This window comes from Arthrobacter sp. (assembly GCF_031179385.1).
In the GTDB taxonomy this organism is placed as follows: Bacteria; Actinomycetota; Actinomycetes; order Actinomycetales; family Micrococcaceae; genus Arthrobacter_D.
Map to the genome: position 1 here is coordinate 26,461 of NZ_JAPSHV010000004.1, position 20,269 is coordinate 46,729.

18 protein-coding genes and 1 tRNA gene are annotated in these 20,269 nt (G+C 63.8%); 12 read left to right on the forward strand and 7 right to left on the reverse strand.

Annotation, left to right across the window (positions count from 1 at the left end; translation table 11 throughout):
- Positions 1-2 precede the first annotated feature (2 nt).
- The 6 genes from RIF85_RS01640 (at position 3) to RIF85_RS01665 (ending at position 4,515) form a co-directional block, all read left to right on the forward strand.
- Positions 3-800 carry a hypothetical protein gene (locus RIF85_RS01640; protein WP_309070163.1) on the forward strand — a complete coding sequence of 266 codons (798 nt, stop codon included), beginning with the start codon at positions 3-5 and terminating at the stop codon, positions 798-800.
- A 25-nt stretch (positions 801-825) separates the two neighbouring features.
- The gene (locus tag RIF85_RS01645) at positions 826-1,644 is read left to right on the forward strand and encodes an NlpC/P60 family protein (protein ID WP_309070164.1); all 819 of its coding nucleotides are present in this window, start codon (positions 826-828) and stop codon (positions 1,642-1,644) included.
- Between the two features lie 207 nt (positions 1,645-1,851).
- On the forward strand, positions 1,852-2,352 hold the full coding sequence (locus RIF85_RS01650) for an HNH endonuclease (RefSeq protein ID WP_309070165.1): 501 nt from the start codon (positions 1,852-1,854) through the stop codon (positions 2,350-2,352).
- Positions 2,349-2,966 carry a molybdenum cofactor guanylyltransferase gene (locus tag RIF85_RS01655; protein ID WP_309070166.1) on the forward strand — a complete coding sequence of 206 codons (618 nt, stop codon included), beginning with the start codon at positions 2,349-2,351 and terminating at the stop codon, positions 2,964-2,966. Before RIF85_RS01650 ends, RIF85_RS01655 begins: the two co-directional genes overlap by 4 nt.
- A gap of 14 nt (positions 2,967-2,980) precedes the next feature.
- On the forward strand, positions 2,981-3,265 hold the full coding sequence (locus RIF85_RS01660; RefSeq protein WP_309070167.1) for a DUF6457 domain-containing protein: 285 nt from the start codon (positions 2,981-2,983) through the stop codon (positions 3,263-3,265).
- Entirely contained in the window at positions 3,262-4,515 is a 1,254-nt protein-coding gene (locus tag RIF85_RS01665; RefSeq protein WP_309070168.1) for a molybdopterin molybdotransferase MoeA, read from the forward strand. Before RIF85_RS01660 ends, RIF85_RS01665 begins: the two co-directional genes overlap by 4 nt.
- A 54-nt stretch (positions 4,516-4,569) precedes the next feature.
- Here the strand turns inward: RIF85_RS01665 and RIF85_RS01670 are convergent, their stop codons facing one another.
- On the reverse strand, positions 4,570-6,927 hold the full coding sequence (locus tag RIF85_RS01670) for an FdhF/YdeP family oxidoreductase (protein WP_309070169.1): 2,358 nt from the start codon (positions 6,925-6,927) through the stop codon (positions 4,570-4,572).
- A 152-nt stretch (positions 6,928-7,079) separates the two neighbouring features.
- On the opposite strand from RIF85_RS01670, the gene fdhD reads away from it, so the two are divergent.
- The 3 genes from fdhD to RIF85_RS01685 are packed head-to-tail and all read left to right on the forward strand — an operon-like array spanning position 7,080 to position 10,956.
- A complete protein-coding gene (gene fdhD, locus RIF85_RS01675; protein ID WP_309070203.1) occupies positions 7,080-7,910 on the forward strand; it encodes a formate dehydrogenase accessory sulfurtransferase FdhD in 831 nt (276 codons plus the stop codon).
- A gap of 29 nt (positions 7,911-7,939) precedes the next feature.
- A complete protein-coding gene (locus tag RIF85_RS01680) occupies positions 7,940-9,013 on the forward strand; it encodes an LLM class flavin-dependent oxidoreductase (RefSeq protein WP_309070170.1) in 1,074 nt (357 codons plus the stop codon).
- 29 nt (positions 9,014-9,042) lie between these two features.
- A complete protein-coding gene (locus RIF85_RS01685) occupies positions 9,043-10,956 on the forward strand; it encodes an ABC transporter ATP-binding protein (RefSeq protein ID WP_309070171.1) in 1,914 nt (637 codons plus the stop codon).
- Positions 10,957-10,979: 23 nt separating this feature from the next.
- On the opposite strand, the gene RIF85_RS01690 is transcribed toward RIF85_RS01685, so the two are convergent.
- The 6 genes from RIF85_RS01690 to RIF85_RS01715 all read right to left on the reverse strand — a co-directional run bounded on the left by RIF85_RS01690 (position 10,980) and on the right by RIF85_RS01715 (position 15,120).
- Positions 10,980-11,621 (reverse strand): hypothetical protein, encoded by a 642-nt coding sequence (locus RIF85_RS01690; RefSeq protein ID WP_309070172.1) that lies wholly within the window; start codon positions 11,619-11,621, stop codon positions 10,980-10,982.
- A 50-nt stretch (positions 11,622-11,671) separates the two neighbouring features.
- The gene (locus tag RIF85_RS01695; RefSeq protein ID WP_309070173.1) at positions 11,672-12,055 is read right to left on the reverse strand and encodes a hypothetical protein; all 384 of its coding nucleotides are present in this window, start codon (positions 12,053-12,055) and stop codon (positions 11,672-11,674) included.
- Positions 12,055-13,530 (reverse strand): hypothetical protein, encoded by a 1,476-nt coding sequence (locus RIF85_RS01700; RefSeq protein WP_309070174.1) that lies wholly within the window; start codon positions 13,528-13,530, stop codon positions 12,055-12,057. Before RIF85_RS01700 ends, RIF85_RS01695 begins: the two co-directional genes overlap by 1 nt.
- Positions 13,527-14,333 (reverse strand): hypothetical protein, encoded by an 807-nt coding sequence (locus RIF85_RS01705; protein ID WP_309070175.1) that lies wholly within the window; start codon positions 14,331-14,333, stop codon positions 13,527-13,529. Before RIF85_RS01705 ends, RIF85_RS01700 begins: the two co-directional genes overlap by 4 nt.
- 60 nt (positions 14,334-14,393) lie before the next feature.
- Positions 14,394-14,467 (reverse strand) — tRNA-Arg (locus RIF85_RS01710).
- Between the two features lie 53 nt (positions 14,468-14,520).
- Positions 14,521-15,120 carry a hypothetical protein gene (locus RIF85_RS01715; protein ID WP_309070176.1) on the reverse strand — a complete coding sequence of 200 codons (600 nt, stop codon included), beginning with the start codon at positions 15,118-15,120 and terminating at the stop codon, positions 14,521-14,523.
- Positions 15,121-15,280: 160 nt separating this feature from the next.
- On the opposite strand from RIF85_RS01715, the gene RIF85_RS01720 reads away from it, so the two are divergent.
- The 3 genes from RIF85_RS01720 to RIF85_RS01730 all read left to right on the forward strand — a co-directional run bounded on the left by RIF85_RS01720 (position 15,281) and on the right by RIF85_RS01730 (position 20,124).
- Positions 15,281-16,825, forward strand: a complete 1,545-nt coding sequence (locus RIF85_RS01720) for an alanine/glycine:cation symporter family protein (RefSeq protein ID WP_309070177.1) — start codon at positions 15,281-15,283, stop codon at positions 16,823-16,825.
- A gap of 155 nt (positions 16,826-16,980) precedes the next feature.
- Complete coding sequence (pcrA, locus tag RIF85_RS01725; RefSeq protein ID WP_309070178.1) at positions 16,981-19,425, forward strand: DNA helicase PcrA; 2,445 nt, start codon at positions 16,981-16,983, stop codon at positions 19,423-19,425.
- A gap of 6 nt (positions 19,426-19,431) precedes the next feature.
- On the forward strand, positions 19,432-20,124 hold the full coding sequence (locus RIF85_RS01730; protein ID WP_309070179.1) for a hypothetical protein: 693 nt from the start codon (positions 19,432-19,434) through the stop codon (positions 20,122-20,124).
- Positions 20,125-20,269: the final 145 nt, after the last annotated feature.

Below are 20,269 nucleotides of genomic sequence, written 5' to 3' on the forward strand. Positions count from 1 at the left end.
ACGTGTCAAACAGCTCTGCGCTGGGCCGCCACCGTGCGGTGCCGGCTCATACAAACTCGCTCGCAGCCATTTCGAAGGCTGTTTCTTCTAACGCAGGTTCCGTAGGACGCCAGGCAGCAGTTATCGTCGCCGCTTCCGGCCTCGTACTCACCGCCGGTCTTCCCGCTCACGGCGCATCTGACGCCCAGCGTTCAGCCCAGGCCGTCGGAACCCTCAGCGCAGTCGCTCAGCCAACCGCCGTCAGCGCATCCGCGGATGCAGCAGTTTCATTCGAGCGCGCAGCCGTCGAAGCCGTCGCTGCTCCCGAGATCGAAGTTGCTCCCGTTGAGGCTGCTCCGGTCGAAGCTGCGCAGGCAGAGGTCGTCGAAGCAGCACCCGCTCCGGCCGCAGTGGAGGTTGAGACCGTAGAGGTTGCAGCCGTCGCCCAGCCCGAGGTCAAGGTCGAGGCCGCCGCAGTGAAGGCTCCAGTCCCTGTCGAAGCGCCTACATCCAGCGGGGTCGGTGCAGCACTCGTCGGATCCGCTTACTCCCAGATCGGCGTTGCGCAGGATTGCACCGCCATGGTTGAAAAGGCTCTTCGCTCCATCGGCAAGTCCGTCGGAGATATCGCACCGAGCGACTTCTTCGCTTTCGGCTCCGTAGTATCCACTCCCGCACCCGGTGACCTCGTGGTCTCGGGCGGTCACGTTGCCATCTACGTCGGCAACGGCCAGGTCATCAGCGGTGGCCTGAACGGTATGAACACCGGCCTTCACAGCCTTTCCGACCTCTCCGGCTACAGCTTCGTCCGCGTTAGCTAGAACCAGTTACCTGGAGCACACACACATGACCTCGAATACCCGTGCCATCGCGCGCCACCGCGCCGAAGTACAGCGTTCCGCCCACCTCTCATCCATCGCACGCGCCGTCAGCGACAACGCTGGGGGAGTGGGACGCCAGGCAGCCGTCATTGCGGCAGCTTCCGGTCTCGTTCTGACCAGCGGTGTCGCCGCAAACGCGGTCGAACTTCCGTCGGAACGCAACACCGTCACCACCGCGCTTGAGGTCGAGGCCGTCAAGGCTCCGGTCCAGGCGCCGGCTGACGCTGAGATCTCGTTCAACAAGACCGCCGTGAAGGCTGTGGCAGCTCCTACAGTGGCAGCGCCTGTTGTAGAGCCGCAGGCGGAGACCGTTGAAGCCGCTCCGGTTGAGGTTCCGGTTGTTGAGGCCGCAGTTCAAGCCGCGCCTGCAGTCGCAGTGGAAGCAACGGCCACTGTTGCTGCGCAGCCAGCTGTCGCCGAGAAGCCCGCCCCCGCAGCACCCGAGGTATCGTCCGGCGTGGCCGCCACCATCGCTGCTGCCGCCAAGGCTCAGCTCGGTGTGACCCAGGACTGCACACGCCTTGCCAGCAACGCTCTCGCTGCCGCTGGGATCAACTTCCACGGCTGGCCGGCCGGCTACCTCTCCCTTGGCCGCACGGTCAGCGCCGCTGAAGCGATCCCCGGCGATCTGATCTACTACGCAGACGGCGGCATGGGCGCAGCTCACATTGCCGTTTACATCGGTGGAGGCCAGGCAGTTCACGGTGGCTTCAACGGAAACCAGACGGTCATCGCCCCGGCCGAGCTCGGATCGGGTGGAGTTTACATCCGCGTCGGCGGCTGATTGCTGGTCAGCAAACGTTTATAGGGTCTCTTGCCGCACGGCAGGGGGCCCTATCGTTTTCCTCCGCCGGCACAGAGTGGCGATTGACGAATCCTTGTAGCAACGGCTTACTCTTGCACTGTTAATCCGAAGTACCTTCGCTGTAGCCTCGCAGGGCGCCAGGAGTTCCTCTGATCCTGCAGCTATGGACGGCAAAGAGGAATGTGCATGCGCACTCTCGTTCTGAATGCTGGATACGAACCACTGGCGGTGGTGACCTTCCGCCGGGCACTCGTCCTTGTCCTCACCGGTAAAGCGAGCGTCGTGGCAGAAGGTGAAGACCCGGTTGTCGGCCCCAACGAAGTCTTGTCGCGACCGTCAGTCATTCTGCTCAACCGGTACGTGAAAATCCCATACCGCAGCAGTTCCGTCGCGACGCGTCGCGGAGTGCTGCGCCGTGACAATCACCTGTGCGCATACTGTGGCAAGGCCGCCTCAACCATAGATCACGTGGTGCCGCGTTCCCGCGGTGGAGAGGACAGTTGGGAGAATCTTGTGGCCTGCTGCCTTCGCTGTAACAACGCAAAGGGCGACAAGACGCTTTCCACGCTCGGCTGGTCCCTTCGCATAGTTCCCAGGCCGCCCCGCGGCACGTCGTGGCAGATCCGGGAGCTGGAGAAGCCCTCGCCGCAGTGGAGCGAATTCTTGCCGGCAGACAACGCCGCGTGAACGGGCCCGCTACCGAGGGTCCGGCTACCGAAGAGCTGTCGTTCGACGCCGTGGTGCTGGCCGGGGGCAGGTCTTCCCGTCTAGGCGGGGTACCGAAGGCGTCCTTGAGAATCAGCGGCTCGACGCTGCTTGCCCACACCTGCGAAGCAGCCCGTGCGGCGAGGCGGCTTGTCGTCGTCGGTGATCGGGCACCCGAGATGCCGGCGCGGGTGGAGCTGATCCGTGAGGAACCGCCGTTTGGCGGGCCGGCCGCGGCCGTGAGCGCCGCCGTCGTACATTTGAGCCACGATCCGGCGCCCTGGATGCTTGTGCTCGCCTGCGACATGCCCCGGATCAACGAGGCGCTGCCAGCGCTCATCGCGGGCGCGCTCGCTACAAATGCGTCCGTACTGGCGCACGACGGCGGGAGGGACCAACCGCTTGCCGCACTGTATCGGTGGGTGGACCTTGCGACGGCGGTTGATCAGGAGGAAGTAAGAAACCTGTCCATGCGTGCCCTCCTTGCTAGGGTGACATGGAGTCCAGTTGACGTTCCCGCGGGCTCAACCATTGATATCGATACGTGGTCCGATGCCCGAAACTTCAGGGCGGAGGCGCCGGATGCGGGTAAATAGCGAGAGGGTTCACCATGGAGGATCGGGATCGCCTGCTCAGGCAGTGGAGCGAGACGTTGCTGGAGATGTTCGAACTTGAGGACATTGAGGTAGATGTCGACGCAGTCCTCGCCCTGGCAGGGAAGGCGGCGCACTCCGTGGTTCGCCCCGCTGCACCGCTGACCACGTTCATCGCCGGATATGCCGCAGGGATGGCAGTTGGGATCGGCCAGGCGGACAGCGTAACGGCCATGCGGTCCGCTCTGCAGGCAGCCGCATCTGCCTGCCCGCCGGTAACTGCGGCGGAGGACCGCCGATGAGCGGTTCGGGACACGAGGTCACGTGGGAGGACGCCCGAAGGCTGGCATATGAGTCAGCTACACCCAAACCCGTGCAGACCGTCAAACTGGCGGATGCGCTAGGCCAGACGCTGGCGGAGCCCGCCGTGGCACTGCAGCCCATACCGCACTATGCGTCGTCCGCCATGGACGGTTGGGCGCTCTCAGGGGAGCCGCCCTGGACGCTCGTGACGCCCGTCCCGGTGGATGAGAGCCCGTGGCACCGGGCGCACGAACACAAGAAATCGGGATACGCCACCCTGGAGCCGGGTCAGGCAACCTTCATCCTCACCGGCGGTGTTGTCCCGCCCGGGGCTACGGGTATCCTCCGCACCGAGCACGGGGCCATCCGCGACGGCGTGTTGAACCGCAACGAGCGGGCGCGCCCGGACGAGCCACGCGAGAACGAACACATCCGACCCGCCGGCGAGGAAGCGGCGCAAGGAACAGAGACTATCGCCGCGGGATCGGTCCTGAATCCGGCGCAGATCGCGCTCGCCGCGGTATGCGGTTATGACACCCTGCCCGTTCTGCGCGCACCGCGCGTCTCATTGCTGCTGACCGGCGACGAGGTTATCGAAGCAGGCCTGCCGGAACCCGGACAGGTGCGGGACACCTTCGGCCCCCAGCTACCCGGTCTTATCACTATGCTGGGCGGCCACGTGGACACCGTGGGCCGGGCACGGGATGATCTCGACGACGTCGTGGCGGCCATCAGCGCCGAAGCCATGGACGAGGTGTCGCTGGCGCGATCGTCCGGGGACGTATTGATCAGCACCGGCGGCACCGGCGCATCCGACGCCGACCACATCCGCCGAGCGCTGACCGTGCTTGAAGCGGAACTCATCATCGATGGCATCGCTATGCGGCCGGGGCACCCTACTCTTTTGGCACGCCTGCCTGACGGGCGGTTCTTCGTCGGCCTGCCCGGTAATCCGTTGGCTGCAATGATGGCGCTGTTCACGGTCGGGGCGCCGTTGCTGGCAGGCCTGCGTGGAGCAGACTTTCCGGAATCGCGCTCGGTTCTGGTCGGAGAGTCCTTCGACGCGCTGCCCGGACGGACGCGCCTGGTGCCCTATCGCTATCAGACTGGACGGGCCATGCCCACCGTTCATCACCGATCAGGCATGCTGCGCGGACTCGCCGACGCCGACGGCGTCCTGGTGGTGCCTGAGCAGGGGTGCGAGCCGGACGAGAAGGTCGTGGCGCTGCAGCTGCCCTGGTTCAGCTGATACCGCTCACCTGGTCCCACGCCTGTTCGCCCGTTTCGGAGCGTCTTCTCCCGTTCAGACGGTTGCCGGCATGTCCTGCTGCTTGTTCTCCTCGCCCGTACCTCCCGCAGGGCCGTCTGCTGCCGGTTCCAACCGGACGATGACGCCTTTGGAGACAGGGGTGTTGCTGCCCTTGACCGTGTCGTCGAGCGGCACCAGGACGTTCCCCTCCGGGTAGTACGCGGCAGCGCACCCGCGGGCGGTGGGGTAGGACACGGCGCGGAACTTCCGCAGGACGCGATCCTTGCCGTCCGCATACTCGCCATGAACGTCGACCAGGTCACCGTCCTTGAAGCCCAGGTCAGCAAGGTCCTCCGGGTTGACGAAGACCACGTGCCGGCCCTTTTTGATGCCGCGGTACCGGTCGTTGTAACCGTAGATCGTGGTGTTGAACTGGTCGTGCGAACGCATGGTCTGCAGAATGAGCCGGCCGGGCGGGCATTGCATGGGGTCCAGTTCATTGACTGTGAGCAACGCCTTGCCGCTGGGGGTGCTGAACTTCCGGGCATCGCGCGGACCGTTCGCCAGCAGGAAGCCGTCCTTCTCACGGATACGGCGGTTGTAGTTTTCACAGCCGGGCACGACGTGGGCGATATGGTCGCGAATGCGGTCGTAATCATCCTCGAATCCCTGCCAGTCGGCCGCAATGCGGTCACCAAGGGTGGCGCGCGCCAACCTGCTGACAATTGCGATCTCGGACAGCAGTCCCGGCGCCACCGGTTCAACCCTGCCCTCGGAGGAGTGAACCGCGCTCACGGTGTCCTCAACGGAGACGAACTGGGGCCCGGTTGCCTGGCGGTCAATCTCGGTACGGCCAAGCGTCGGAAGAATCAATGCTTCCTGCCCGACGACGGTGTGCGACCGGTTCAGTTTCGTCGAGACCTGCACATTCATCTCGAGATTCTGCATTGCTGCTTCTGTGGCAGCGGTGTCGGACATGGCGGCGACGAAGTTCCCGCCGAGTGCGAGGAAGAACTTGATTTCGCCGTCGCGCATTCCCCTCACTGCGGCCACCGCGTCCACTCCGTGCTCGCGCGGAGGTTCGAAGGAGAACTCCTTGCCCAGCGCGTCGAGGAACGACGGCGGCATCTGTTCCCAGATTCCCATCGTACGGTCACCCTGGACGTTCGAGTGCCCACGGATCGGTGACGCACCCGCACCAGGCCGCCCGATGTTGCCGCGGAGAAGGAGCAGGTTGATCATCTCCTTGATCGTGCCGACGCCGTTCTTCTGCTGGGTCACGCCCATCGCCCAGGTGATGATGGTCTTCTCTGACCTGATGTAGCGCTCCGCGAGTTCGTCGATCTCCTCCGAGCGCAGGCCTGTGGCCTCCAGCACCGTCTGCTCATCCAGATGGGCCAGGTGCGCGCGCAGTTCGTCCAGACCTTCGCAGTACTCCGCAAGGAACTCGTGATCCAGCACAGTTCCGGGATTCCGGTCTTCGGCATCGAGCACGCGCTTCGAGAGCGCCTGGAGGAGAGCCATGTCCCCGCCCGCGCGGATCTGCAGGAACTGGTCGGCCAGATCGGTTCCGCGGCCTACAACACCTTTGGGCTTCTGCGGGTTCTTGAAGCGTCGCAGTCCGGCCTCGGGCAGGGGATTGACAGCGACAATGCTCCCGCCGTTCTCTTTCTGCTTCTCCATGGCGCTGAGCATGCGCGGGTGGTTGGTCCCGGGGTTCTGGCCGATCACGATCATCAGGTCAGAGTTGAGATAGTCGTTGTAGGCCACCGTCGCTTTGCCGATACCGATCGTTTGTCCCATAGCGACGCCGGAAGATTCGTGACACATATTGGAGCAGTCAGGCAGGTTGTTGGTGCCTAGCCCGCGGATGAAGAGCTGGTAGATGAACGCGGCCTCGTTCGAGGCGCGGCCGCTCGTATAGAAAGCTGCCTCGTCGGGTGAATCGAGGCTCTTCAGTTTGTCCGCGACGATGCTGATGGCCCTGTCCCAGGTGATGGGCCGGTAGTGATCGTCACCGGCGGCTTTGTACACGGGTTCGGTGAGCCGCCCCTGCATGCCAAGCCAGTATTCGGAACGTCCGCGCAGCTCAGTCACTGAATGCTCCGCCCAGAACTCCGACGACACGGTCACCGGTGTGGCTTCCCAGGTCACCGCCTTGGCGCCGTTCTCGCAGTACTCGAAGGTGCTGCGGTGGTCCGACGGGTCCGGCCAGGCGCAGCTCATACAGTCGAAACCCTGCTTCTGGTTCATCCTGAGCAGGGTACGTGCGCTGCGTTCAATCCCCATGTGCTTGAGCGCGGGCTGCATCGAGTGATAGACCCCGGGCAAACCGGCTGCCCAGTCCTTGGGCTTGTCCACCTCAAGGTTGTTCTCGTCAGCTTCCTCGACGGGAGGGTTGGATCGTGTCATCGGGGGCATCCTTCCTGGTGGCTTCTCAGCACTGAGTGTTCCTACCTGCCCCTATTGTCCACTGCAGAGGTCCCCAAAGACACCCGAACGGCCGGTACCCGACCGCCGCAGTGTCAACTAGGCTCAATCCAGGCTCAGGCGGGAGATAAATGATGACGAGAGTATTGAACCGGCGCCGCATCACGCGTTACAGGCTGGACGGCCCGGCGACCCAGAGGGAAGACCGGCTTGCAGGGGAGGAGCCGCTCGAGATTCGGCTCGGCGGAAGTGCCTTCAGCGTCACCATGCGCACCCCCGGTGATGACTTCGACCTCGTGGCAGGGTTCCTGGTTTCAGAAGGTGTGGTTGCCGAACCCGGGGAGATCCTCGCGCTCCGCTATTGTGCCGGCGTTGACGAAGATGGTCGGCAGACCTTCAATGTCGTCGAGGCGCAGCTCCGGCCGGATGTCGCCCTACCGGATACCGGCATGGAGCGGCATGTCTACACGTCCAGTTCGTGCGGAATCTGTGGGACCGCCTCGATCGATGCGGTGCGGAAATCTGCCCGCTTCGACGTGCACGATGACGACGGCGCGGTTGACCTCGCGGTTCTCGCCTCCCTGCCGGACCTGCTTCGGAACGAGCAGAAGCTCTTCGACCGTACGGGGGGCGTACACGCAGCCGGTTTATTTTCCCGCGACGGAGAACTGCTCTGCCTTCGGGAGGACGTAGGACGCCACAACGCTGTGGACAAGGTTGTCGGTTGGGCGCTGAGGGAAGGAAAGCTGCCCCTCCGCGGAACAATCCTGCAGGTCTCTGGGCGTGCTTCGTTCGAACTGGTGCAGAAAGCCCACCTCGCTGGAATACCGATGCTCGCAGCGGTGAGTGCGCCCTCGTCGTTGGCTGCCGACCTTGCGGAAGAATCAGGCATCACCCTCGTCGGTTTCAGCCGCGGGCAAACGTTGAACTGCTACACGCATCCGCGGCGCATCAGCGCGGAATAGCGGTACCCCGGGCGGAGTTGCACACCAGTATGGAACTCGGCATCTTCAGCTTCGGCGACATTCACCCCAACCCCGTGACAGGCGAACGGGTTTCGCCGGAACAGCGGATGGCCGACTTGCTGGAGCGGGCGCGACTTGCGGACGAGGTTGGCCTCTCCTACTTCGGTATCGGCGAGCACCACCGACCGGATTATGCCGTGTCGTCGGTGGTGCCTGTGCTGGCCGCCGCTGCGGCCCAGACGCGGAACATTCATGTGGGCTCGGCCGTGACAGTGCTCAGCACCGAGGACCCGGTGCGCGTGTTCCAGCAGTTCGCAACCCTGGATCTGCTGTCAGGCGGACGTGCAGAGCTCACAGCGGGGAGGGGATCCTTCATCGAGTCCTACCCCCTGTTCGGGGCAGCGCTGGAGGATTACGACGCTCTCTACGAGGAGAAGATCGATCTTCTCCTGCGCATCGATGCCGCAGATCGGATTACCTGGTCCGGGCAGTTCCGGCCTCCGCTGCAGGACGCCCTGATCCTGCCCCGGCCAAGCCGCGAACATCTGGACATCTGGATCGCTACCGGCGGTACGCCGTCGTCGTCGGTCCGGGCCGCACGGCTGGGGAAGCCGGTGATCTACGCCCTCTTGGGCGGTGCAGTGAACAACTTCGCGCAGCACGCTGCGCTCTACCGCGAAGAGTTCGACGGCGCGTCCGGCGGGATTCCACGGGTGGGCGTGAGCGGCGTCGGGCTGGTCCTCCGGAACGGGGCGAAGGAGACCTTCAAGCCTTACTGGCTCGACAGCATGACGCGCATTTCCGCCGAGCGCGGCTTCCCGAAGCCCAGCGGAGTCACCTACAACATGCAGGCAGCCCGCACCGGTGCGCTCTATGTCGGCACACCCGAGGAAGTGGCGGAGAAGATCGTCCTGACACATGCAGCAATGGGACATGACCGGCATATCCTCCAGCTCGACTTCTCATCGGTTCCGCAGGAACAGGTTCTGGAGTCAATCGAACTCCTGGGTACCGAGGTCCTTCCTCTGGTCAGGGAAGCTCTCGGCGGGCAGCACCAGCACGATGGGGCTCCGCGGACCGAAACTGTCCGCAGCGGGACCTAAGCTTGAAGTCCACTACCGGGAGACGAACCATGAGCATGGAAGGCGCGGCCTGGAGTTCCCTTTACCGGATCTCCTCCGCCAAGAACGGCAGCAACAAATTCTCGAAGGAGACGCTCAAGCGGATCCTGTCCTTCGCCGTGCCGTATCGGTTCAAGCTGGTGCTCTTCATCGCGCTATCCGTGGTGTCGGCGTTTCTGGCGGTGGCCACGCCTGTCCTGGCTGGGCAGGTAGTGAACGCCATCATCGCCGAGGCCGCCGTCAGCACCATCGTGTGGCTCGCTATCGTCATTGCGATCGTCGCTGTCGCCGACACCGGCGTCGGACTACTGACCCGCTGGTATTCCGCCCGGATCGGTGAGGGAGTCATTCTCGATCTGCGCACTGCGGTTTTTGATCACGTCCAGAAGATGCCGATTGCATTCTTCACCCGAACCCGCACGGGGGCCCTGGTCAGCCGGCTCAACAATGACGTGATCGGCGCCCAACAGGCCTTCAGCGGCACGCTGTCCGGCGTCGTCAGCAACCTGGTCGCGTTGATTCTTACCCTGATCGTCATGTTGAGCACCTCGGTGCTGGTGACCGTACTGGCGATCATCATGCTGCCCATCTTCCTGTTGCCCGCGCGCAGGATGGGCAGCAGGCTGGCGGCTCTCCGCCGGGAGGCCGCCGACTACAACTCCACCATGAGCACACAGATGACGGAGCGGTTCTCGGCTCCCGGGGCCACGCTGGTGAAGCTGTTCGGGCGGCCGGACGAGGAGTCAGAGGAGTTCCGCGTCAGGGCGGCAAGAGTGCGGGACATCGGCGTGCGGACCGCGATGCTGCAGTTCGTGTTCTTCTCCGCCCTGATGCTCGTTTCCGCCCTTGCCCTGGCCCTGGTGTATGGGCTCGGTGGTTCCCTGGCCCTCGGCGGCGTGCTGGACACCGGCGAGGTGGTCACGCTGGCGCTGCTGCTCACCCGCCTGTACGCGCCGTTGACCTCCCTGGCCAACGCCCGCGTGGAAATCATGAGCGCGCTGGTGAGTTTCGAGCGGGTCTTCGAGGTCCTGGACCTTGATCCCCTCATAAAGGAGAAGCCCGACGCCGGAACTATCCCGGACGGACCGGTTGCGGTTGAGTTCGACAGGGTTCGCTTCGGTTATCCGTCGGCAGAGCGCGTCTCGCTGGCCTCCCTCGAGGAGGTTGCGGTGCTGGATACCCGTGGCGGTGAGGAAGTGCTCCACGGCATCAGCTTCCGGATAGAGCCCGGGCAGACCGTAGCACTGGTGGGTACTTCGGGTGCGGGCAAATCCACCATCGCGCAACTCCTGGCCAGGCTTTACGACGTTGACGAGGGCGCGGTGCGGATCGGCGGAAAGGACGTCCGTGACGTTACCTTCGAGTCGCTGCGCCACACGCTTGGAATGGTGACTCAGGACGGACACCTCTTCCACGAGACGATCGCTTCCAACCTTCGTCTGGCGCGCCCCGACGCCACGGACGAGGAGCTCTGGCACGCAGTCCGCCGCGCGCGCCTGGAACCATTGATCCGGTCTCTACCGGATCAACTGGACACGATGGTCGGCGAGCGCGGGTACCGGTTGTCCGGCGGGGAGCGGCAGCGCATGACCATCGCGAGGCTCCTCCTGGCCCAGCCGCGCGTCGTGATTCTGGATGAAGCCACCGCGGCATTGGATTCGACGTCGGAAGCGGCCGTGCAGGCAGCACTTACCGAGGCACTCGAAGGACGCACCGCTCTGGTCATCGCCCACCGGCTGTCGACCATTCGAAGCGCGGATCAGATCCTGGTCATCGAGGACGGACGCATCGCGGAGCAGGGCACTCACGATGAGCTGCTTGAAAAGTCAGGCCGCTACGCCGAGTTGCATCGCACGCAGTTCGCCGTGCAGAAGAGTGTTGCGCCGGATGAGCCTGCTGAAGCACTCACTGCTCCTAGCGCCTGACCAGCCCTTGTGGGGAACGGCGGTCAGCCTGCCGTGCAGGTCGTCGGAGCGTCTCCTTCGAGCCGTACGTCCCTCGGCTTCTCGGGAACGCGCAGGAGGGGCAGGGTCACGTTAACCATAGGACCGATGAGCAGCGCAAAAGCCACTGTGCCGACTCCAACGGTTCCGCCAAGGATCCAGCCGGTCACCAGCACCGTCACCTCGATGGAGGTACGAACAGCCCAGATGGGCCAGCCCCACTTCTGGTGGATCCCGGTCATCAGTCCGTCACGCGGACCGGGCCCCATGCGTGCGCCGATGTACAGGCCCGTCGCTACCGCAAGCAGCACCAAACCGCCGGAGAAGAGCAGGATCTGCAGCCACAGGACGGTCTGCTCCGGTATGAAGGCAAGGCCGATCTCAGCGCTGGCACCCACAAACACGGCGTTGATGACCGTTCCCACGCCCGGCTTCTGACGGATCGGTATCCAGAGCAGCAGTACAGCGAGCCCGATGAGAGCCGTCGTGATGCCGAACGGGATGCCGCTCTGTACCGAAACTCCCTGCCCCAGTACGTCCCAGGGAGAGACACCAATGCCGGCGCGAACCATCATCGCAATAGAGATGCCGTAGAAGAAGACACCCACAATCAGTTGCGCGATGCGGCGCACGAAGAGAAGGGACATGCAACAAGTGAACGGCCCGAGGGCGCGCTGAAGCAAACGGCTGCGCGGAGCTACTCCAGGCCGTAGTGCTCGCGGATCTCGTCCAGGCCTCGCATGTTGGCGCCCAGATCGTCGGGCGTGAGAGTGACGGACTGGTCCTGGGAAAGAACCTGATAGCTCAAAGTGGTGTACTCCCCGGGCTCTGTACTGTCAGCGAAGGCACGCAAGCTCTCGTCAAGTATCCGGTCGAGCTCGGCCTGATCATTGCTGTCGGCCGAGATCGTAATACGGGTACTGCTGCCCGTACCGTTCTCGTTCCAATCCACGACGACATCCTGCACGCCGTCGACCGTCGCGATGGCCTCCCGGTACTTCTCTTCGGGATTGGACGGGCCGCATCCGGACAGCATCAGACACAGCAGCACCGCCGCACCACTGCGGGTGAATCTCTTCACTAGCGCCTCTCGATCGGGATCACGAAGGACTCTACGCGCGTGGGATCGTTCGTCAGAAACCGTTCGGTAGACCGGTCCCGAGCGTACTGCGCTGCCGCACTCCCGGGATCGTTTTCAGCGTCCGATATGGAAGCTTCGTAGGCGTTGAAGTCGTGTCGGCCCGCGACGTCCCACCATCCGGTGTTCGGGGGATTTGGGAGTGTTATCTGGACACTGGATGATTGGCCCGCGGTAGTACCATCGATGCGTGCCCCACCCAGATCCAGCATCGGGACAACATCATCTTCGTGGTGAAAAGCAATGACACGGATTTCCGCGGGTATGGCCGTGCCGTCTATGGGAGAGCCATAGGCCATAACATTCGTGACGTTGAACTGTGCACTGAAAGCAGGGTCAGCGGCCAGGGCGGCTGCCGTCATCCCGCCCTGGGAGTGACCCGCCAACATGACCGGCGCACCGGGTTCTATGCCTGCCCGCTCCATGGCCAGGGCGACTGCGTCTGACGCCGTCGACATCTGTCCGGAAGCTGTGACCAGGTTGCCTGTCAGATCTGCCGCGGTGCCGGAAGTCGCCGGACTCCACTCCTGGGTGCCCGGTATGTTCACGATGTAGGACGGGCCGGACGGTCCGTCGATGCGCGTGATCCTGACCGATCCGTCGACGCTCGATTCCACCTGGCGATCCGAGTACGCCTGCCCGGTATTCATCGCTATCGCTCGCAGGTCGGAGGGCAGCACCCCTTCAGCATGCCCGGAAGCGGACAGGCCTGTGCCGCTCGTTGACACACCTACGGGGATCGCTTCCCCAGCCCACGCGCTGCCATCGTCGAGAAGGGGCAGGTCCCACTGGCCCAGCGTCAGGACGGTCAGTTTCGCTTCCGTCCATTCCCCGCGGATCAGCATGCCGGTGGCAGCGAGTTCCATCAGCGTCGGTGGGCTACCACCCACCCATTGATCGAGCAAAGACACCAGGTGCGCCGATTGCTCGCCGTAATCCATGAAGGACCGCTGGATGTTCCCGAAGCCCAACTCCGCGCGGTCCTGGAACCAGTCCACGGTATCGTCAGACGTCTCAGCAACCCAACCGGCTCCATCGGTAACCCAGTCCCAGCCGTCGGCCAGCCAGCCGCCGGCGGTATTCTCGGGTCGGGTATCAGCGCTGCCGGGCGCCGAGCCCTCCGCAGCCGCGGCCACGGAGCCGGCTGACGCCGCGTCACTGGTCTGATCCTGGGCATCGGCATTTTCAGCTGCAACAAGAGCGGCCTGGCGCAGTGAGTCCGCAATCCGGGTCAGCGTCGGACGATGCCGGGCCGACCAGCCGGAGCGGAACGAGTCAGCATCCGAACCTTGCCATGGGATCGACGAGATTCTCCCGGATACCTGCACTCCAAGGAGTTCAAGATCTCCCGCAGCATTCTCCAGGAAGCGAGCCAGCTGCCGGACCTGGGACGGATCCATGCCGATCGTCTGGCTCATGCGCTCGCCGACACTCCAGCGGCGAACTCGTAAGCGCCGGCCAGGGCGTACGTGATCTCGCGAGCCACGTGACCGGGATGCTGCGGGGTGAGTATGACGGCGCCATGGGGCGTCCGCGTGGAGTAGAGCGTACCCTCGCTGACCGACCACCGGGCCGCCCACACCTGCCGTCTGCTCCCCGCGCGCGTAGTCATGGCCGCGCTGAGAATAGCTTCTTCCGGGATGTTGGCGGCTTCGGCCGGGCTCAGTGGTATCCGGGGGGCGTCATCTGAGGTGCCTCGGACCTGAACCGCGTCCGCCCGCAACTCGGCAAGAGGCGGGAGAACCGGCGCAATCGCTCCCCAGATCTGGGCAACGTCGAAGAGCGCAACCTCAAGTGCGGGCTCGTGCGCGAGTGCGCGAAGGCCGCCGTCGTTGCCTGGACCGATGGTGCTCCTACGCAGCACCGCCACACCCTGGGCGCCCGAGATGGAGAAATCGCTGTTGCAGGCGATGCCCAGATAGGCGGCGGACAACCGCAGAAGCGTGACCGGCCGAAGCACCGCTTGCAGTGCGTCGGCCCACACCCTGGAGAGGACCTTGCCTTCCGCTACGCCCAGGCCCTGCAGCTCTTTCCAGGCATCTTCGCGTGTTTCTGCGTCGAGGTTCTTGATCGACTTTTTCGCCTGTGAACCAGCCGACTGGTGGGTGGACCCATGAGCGGTAACCTGTACCGGATCGACGGCGTCGAGGGCGAGCGCCCAGGCGGTCGGTGAGACTCTGATTGCGCGCGAGGGCGCAGGTACTGCCGAGATTTTCCCCATGCTGACAAGCTAATGCAGTGCGAGGGACGGTGCCATGGGGAGGTGTACCCATGTGGATTGTGCCCCTGGCCGGAATCGAACCGACGGCCTTCCCTTTAGGAGAGGGACGCTCTATCCTACTGAGCTACAGAGGCGGGTACTGCACAGTGCCGAACGGTGCTGTGAGCGGTACCAGCTTACAGTCTTCTCAGGTGCGTGAACGCACCCGGTGGGGGAGCAGCACAGCGAGCAGGCCGGCTGCGCAGCTTGCTGCAAAAAGCACCCACCGAGTGACTGTCAGTGTGGACGCGAGGGCGACCGAACCGGCGTCGGGCGCAGCCAGGGCCGAATCGATTGCGACGTTCTCCCACAGATCAACCACGACAAAGAGGAGAACCGGGCTCCACAGTACCCAGCGGAGCCATCGCCGTGAAACGTTGAGCTGAACCAGCAGAAGCCAGGCCAATCCGAAGAGTAGCGGGAAGAGCGTGCCGGCGGTTTTGTGAACGTAGCTCAACTGGCCCAGCGCTGCGGTGTCCATGGCGGACCTGAGCTGCTCGATGTACTGCACGTCGTAACCGCCGAGGAGCATGTCCGGCATACTGAGGCCGCCTGACAGCTGGGTCATCTGGGACAACGTGAGCAAGTGGAAGTACCAGAACAGGAACAGTGCCGCCGCCACCGCAGGGATGAGGATGAGATTGCCGTTATGGCGGGGAGGGGCGGGACGGTCAGCGATGGGGGAGCCCGGTAGCCCGGCGGCTGCCCGGCCGTGCTTGCGAGCGATCTGTGCCTTGGTTTTGCCCATGGCTCCATGCTAGACGGTTACCTTGCAGCAACAGCTCCGGAAAATCTAGTGCGTTTTTGGTCTCGTTTTGATTACGATGACCGCGAGCCCCGGCCTGTGATTGCAATCACAACCCAAAGCGGTGTTTGTTTAACGGATGGTCATAAACCAAACACTCCCCATGTCTTCCGTCGCAGATCAGGTGGGATGGCTTGCAGCCATCGAGGACGCCATTGACGCCGTTTTCGAACCTGTCGCTACGTGGTTCTCCGCAGTCGTGTTCTTCCCGATCACCATTGGAGAAGTCAGTTTCCCCGTCGTGGTCGCGTGGCTCATCGCTGCGGCCGTCATCTTTACCATCTACTTCGGTTTCATCCAGTTTCGGGGATTGAAGGTCTCCTACGAGGTGATTCGTGGGCGCTACTCCGCCAAGGACGATCCCGGGGAAGTCCCCCACTTCCAGGCTCTCACTTCGGCCTTGTCGGGCACAGTCGGGCTTGGAAACATCGCCGGTGTCGGCGCAGCAATGGCGCTGGGCGGGCCCGGTGCAACCTTCTGGATGATCCTGGCGGGTCTCTTGGGTATGTGCACCAAGTTCGCAGAGTGCACCCTGGGTGTGAAGTACCGGGAGGTGCACGAGGACGGCACCGTCTCCGGCGGCCCCTTCAAATACCTTCCGGTGGCGTTCGCGAAATTCGGCAAGTGGCCGGCGAAAATCCTCACCGGAATCTTCGCGGTTGCCATCCTTATCTTCGGCATTGCGGGCGGCAACATGTTCCAGGCGAACCAGACGTTCGCCCAGGTGCAGGAAGTCACCGGCGGTACGGACGGATTCCTCGGAAGCCCGGGCGCCGCATTGATCTTCGGCATCATCCTGGCCGCACTGGTTGGCGCCGTCATCCTCGGTGGAATCAAGTCCATCGGTGCCACCACCAGCAAGCTGGTGCCGGCCATGGGCATCATCTACGTCACTGCATGCCTGTTTGTCATCATTGTGAATCTCGACCAGGTTCCAACTGCGTTCGGTCAAATCATCGAAGGCGCCTTCGCGCCGGCAGGAATGGCGGGCGGCGTTGTAGGTGTCATGATCGTTGGCTTCCAACGCGCAGCTTTCTCGAACGAAGCGGGCCTCGGTTCGGCGCCGATCGCGCATTCCGCGGTGAAGACCCGTCGGCCCGTCAGCGAGGGCTTCGTGGCGATGTTCGAGCCCCTGGTCGATACGGTGATCATCTGCACCATGACCGCCCTGACGATCGTCATTGCCGGCGCGCCAAGTCTGCAGGCAGGCATCGATCAGGTCCAGGCAGGCGAAGGAGCCCCCGACGGCGTCATCCTGACCTCGGATGCCTTCGCTACCGTGATCGACTGGTTCCCCATCGTCCTCGCCGTTGCTGTGGCGCTGTTCGCCTTCTCTACGCTGATCACCTGGTCCTACTACGGGCTCAAGGCCTGGGAGTACCTGTTCGGACGCGGCAAGATGTCGGAGGTCCTCTACAAGGTGATCTTCCTGTTCTTCACGGTGACAGGAACGGTCCTCACCTTCGGGCAGGTCCTGACGTTCGCGGACTCCGCACTCTTCATCTGCGCGTTCGTGAACCTGCTCGGTGTCTACATGCTCCTGCCGGTGATCAAGCGGGAAATGAAGGCTTACCTCGCCGACCGCAAAAGCGGCAAGCTCCTCGAACTGGGGACGGAGCCGGAGGATCGGGAAACCGCCAGAAAGTAGTTCCGACCCGTTCGCACACTGCCCGCCGGATCCTTCGATCCGGCGGGCAGTGCCGTGTCCGGGCCCCTTATCCGCTCCTGCCCGCTGCAGGCATAACCCCGCACGACGACGGCGGACCGGTTCTGTCCGTGCCAGCGCCTAGACTTAAAGGCACCATGGACTTGCTTTTCGATCCGCACCTCAGTACACCCTCCGCAGCCCGACGCGGCTCTGCGCCCTCGTCCTCATCGGATGTGGCCGAGCACCCCCGTCGTGGCGGCTTCGTCGATGAAGTGCGCGCACAGGAACTCCTTGCCGGGTTGAACCCGCAGCAGGAGGAAGCAGTCAGGCACAGCGGCTCTCCGCTGCTGATCGTGGCCGGAGCGGGCTCTGGCAAAACCCGCGTGCTCAGCCATCGCATCGCCTACCTCATGGCTACCGGCCGGTCGCACGCCGGCCAGATCCTGGCCATCACGTTCACCAACAAGGCTGCTGCAGAGATGCGGGAGCGCATTGAGGGGTTGGTGGGTGATGTCGCAAAGCGCATGTGGATCTCCACGTTTCACTCCTCCTGCGTGCGTATCCTTCGCCGTGAGGCAACGTCCATCGGCCTGAACTCCAACTTCTCGATCTACGACTCAGCGGACACCCTCCGCCTGATCACGCTCGTGGCCAAGGGCCTCGACCTCGATCCGAAGCGGTTTGCGCCCAAGGCTATCCAGCACAAGATCTCCGCGCTGAAGAATGAGCTCATCGACGAGGAAGAGTACGCCTCGACCGCCAACTTCTCCGACCCCTTTGAGCAGGCGGTCGCGGAAGTCTACAAGGGGTATGCGCAACGGCTCCGTCAGGCCAACGCAATGGACTTCGATGACCTGATCGCACAGACCGTCTTCATGTTCCGCGCCTTCCCCGGTGTCGCGGACTACTACCGGCGCCGGTTCCGCCACGTCCTCGTGGATGAGTACCAGGACACCAACCATGCGCAGTACGCCCTGGTGCGGGAGATCGTAGGTGTCGCAGGTGAGAACGTGGAGGAACCCGCCGAGCTGACCGTCGTGGGTGACTCCGACCAGTCCATCTACGCGTTCCGCGGCGCCGACGTGCGGAACATCGTGGAATTCGAGGAGGACTACCCGAACGCGCACACCATTCTGCTGGAGCAGAACTACCGCTCCACCCAGAACATCCTCAACGCTGCCAACGCCGTGATTTCGCGCAACCCGAACCGGCCCGAGAAACGGCTGTGGACTGCCGAGGGCAACGGCGAGAAAATCATCGGCTACGTCGGCGAAAACGAGCACGAGGAAGCGCGCTTCATCGCTGACGAGATCGACCGCCTGCAGGATGAGGAAAACCTGCGGCCCGGGGACGTCGCAGTGTTCTACCGGACCAATGCCCAGTCCCGCTCGATCGAGGAAATCCTGATGCGGGTCGGGCTGCCGTACAAGGTGGTCGGCGGAACCCGCTTCTACGAGCGCAAGGAGATCAAGGACGCGCTCGCCTACCTGCGCGTCCTGGTCAACCAGGACGACGTCGTCAACCTCCGCCGTATCCTCAACGAACCCAAGCGCGGAATCGGTGACAGGGCGGAGTACGCTATCGCGGCGCTCGCCGAACGTGACCGCGTCAGCTTCATGGACGCGCTCCGGCGGGCCGATGAGGCGCCCGGTATGGCCACCCGGTCGGTGAACGCAGTGGCGTCGTTCGTAAAGCTCATTGACGACCTGGCAGAGGTCGCGGCCGGTTCAGGTGCTTCCGCTGCCCTGGAAGCTGTCCTTGAGCAGACGGGTTACCTCGCACAGTTGCGCACCAGTAGTGATCCGCAGGACGAGTCCCGGGTGGAAAACCTCGCGGAGCTCGTCGCGGTGGTGCGCGAGTATGAGATCGACAACCCGGAGGGAACTCTGGGGGACTTCCTCGAACAGGTCTCACTCGTCGCTGACGCTGACCAGATCCCGGACGCGCCCGCCGGTGCCGGCGAGGACGTGGAAAAGGCCGTCGAGGAAGCACGCAGGCAGGGCGTCGTCACCCTGATGACGCTGCACACAGCCAAGGGCCTCGAGTTTCCGGTGGTCTTTTTGACCGGCATGGAACAGGGCATCTTCCCGCATCAGCGGTCCGCCACCGACCCGAAGGAGCTCGCGGAAGAACGGCGTTTGGCCTACGTCGGTCTCACTCGAGCACGCAAGCGGCTGTACATCACGCGTTCGGAGGTGCGGAGCCTGTGGGGGCAGAGCCAGTACAACCCGGCGAGCCAGTTCGTGGGAGAAGTTCCTGAAGAGCTCATCCACTGGAAGCGCGAGGGCGCCGCGAAACCGGCATGGACCAGTGGACAGAGCATCAGTGGTCCGCGGTTCAGCGGCTCCTACTGGGGTGCGGGAGCAGCGGGCGGCAACGAGTCCGGGCGTGGACTTCCAGGCAAGGCGGCCGGCAGGGTGCAGCCCCAGAAAGAGGTGGTTGCTGTTTCGGCGGGAGACAAGGTCAACCACTCCACCTTCGGCAACGGCACTGTCCTGGCTGTCGAGGGCGGCGGCGACAAAATGGTGGCAAAGGTCCGCTTCGACGTTGGAGAGAAGCGGCTCCTGCTCCGTTACGCTCCATTGACCAAGGTCGGGTAACGGGGAATGCAGCCAGCCACTGGGGGAGTGCTGAAGCGCGCGCGGATGCGGGCCGTCGTCGTCGGTTGTGCGCTGTTCATCATGGCGGCGCTGGCCGGCTGTGTAGAAGTGCCGGTAGCCAGCCCGGCGCCAACCCCGGAATCGGAACTCGCACCGCGGGAGGAACTGGCGGCCATGCCGGAACTGCCCGTGTCTGAGCTGCAGAACTTCGGCGAGGACGTCGTCGCATTCCTGACCGAAGACCGCACCACCTACTGCGCGATCACCACCGAGCAGGGCGGTATCATCAACTCCCCGGTGGACCCGCGGCTGTCAGGCGGAGAGCGTGATGACACGGTGCTAGAAGTGCCGGCCGTGTACTGCGAACTCACGCGTTATCCCGAACCCGCAAAAGTCACGGACAACTGTCACGGCACCAACCTGGGGTTCAAGGGCGGCACGATCCTGCTTACAGCTGAGCGGGTCTCCTACGGCGGCTGCCGGGTGGGAATGACCCTGATGGAAGCTGAACTCGGTCCCGGCGCGGACGGCGGGGACAGCCAGCTTTCGCGGCTGCCGCTCCTTGAGGACGGTACAGCCGTCGAATTGAATGGCTTCCGGTGTGGAGGCACTGACCGCGGCCTCGTATGCGCCGAATCGGAGACCGGACTGGGCTTCGTGGCCTCGGTCGATGCGTTCGAAGCGCTCCCTGCACAGTAGGCCGTGACGGTAACCGACGAGGTTACTTTTCTACAACTCATAGAACTGTGTGCTTACTCACGAAACCGGTAGTCTGGGAAAGGCGTTCCGAGCCAAGGGGCTAGAGTTCCCTGTGTAAACCTACTTCGACGTAGAAGGACACTAG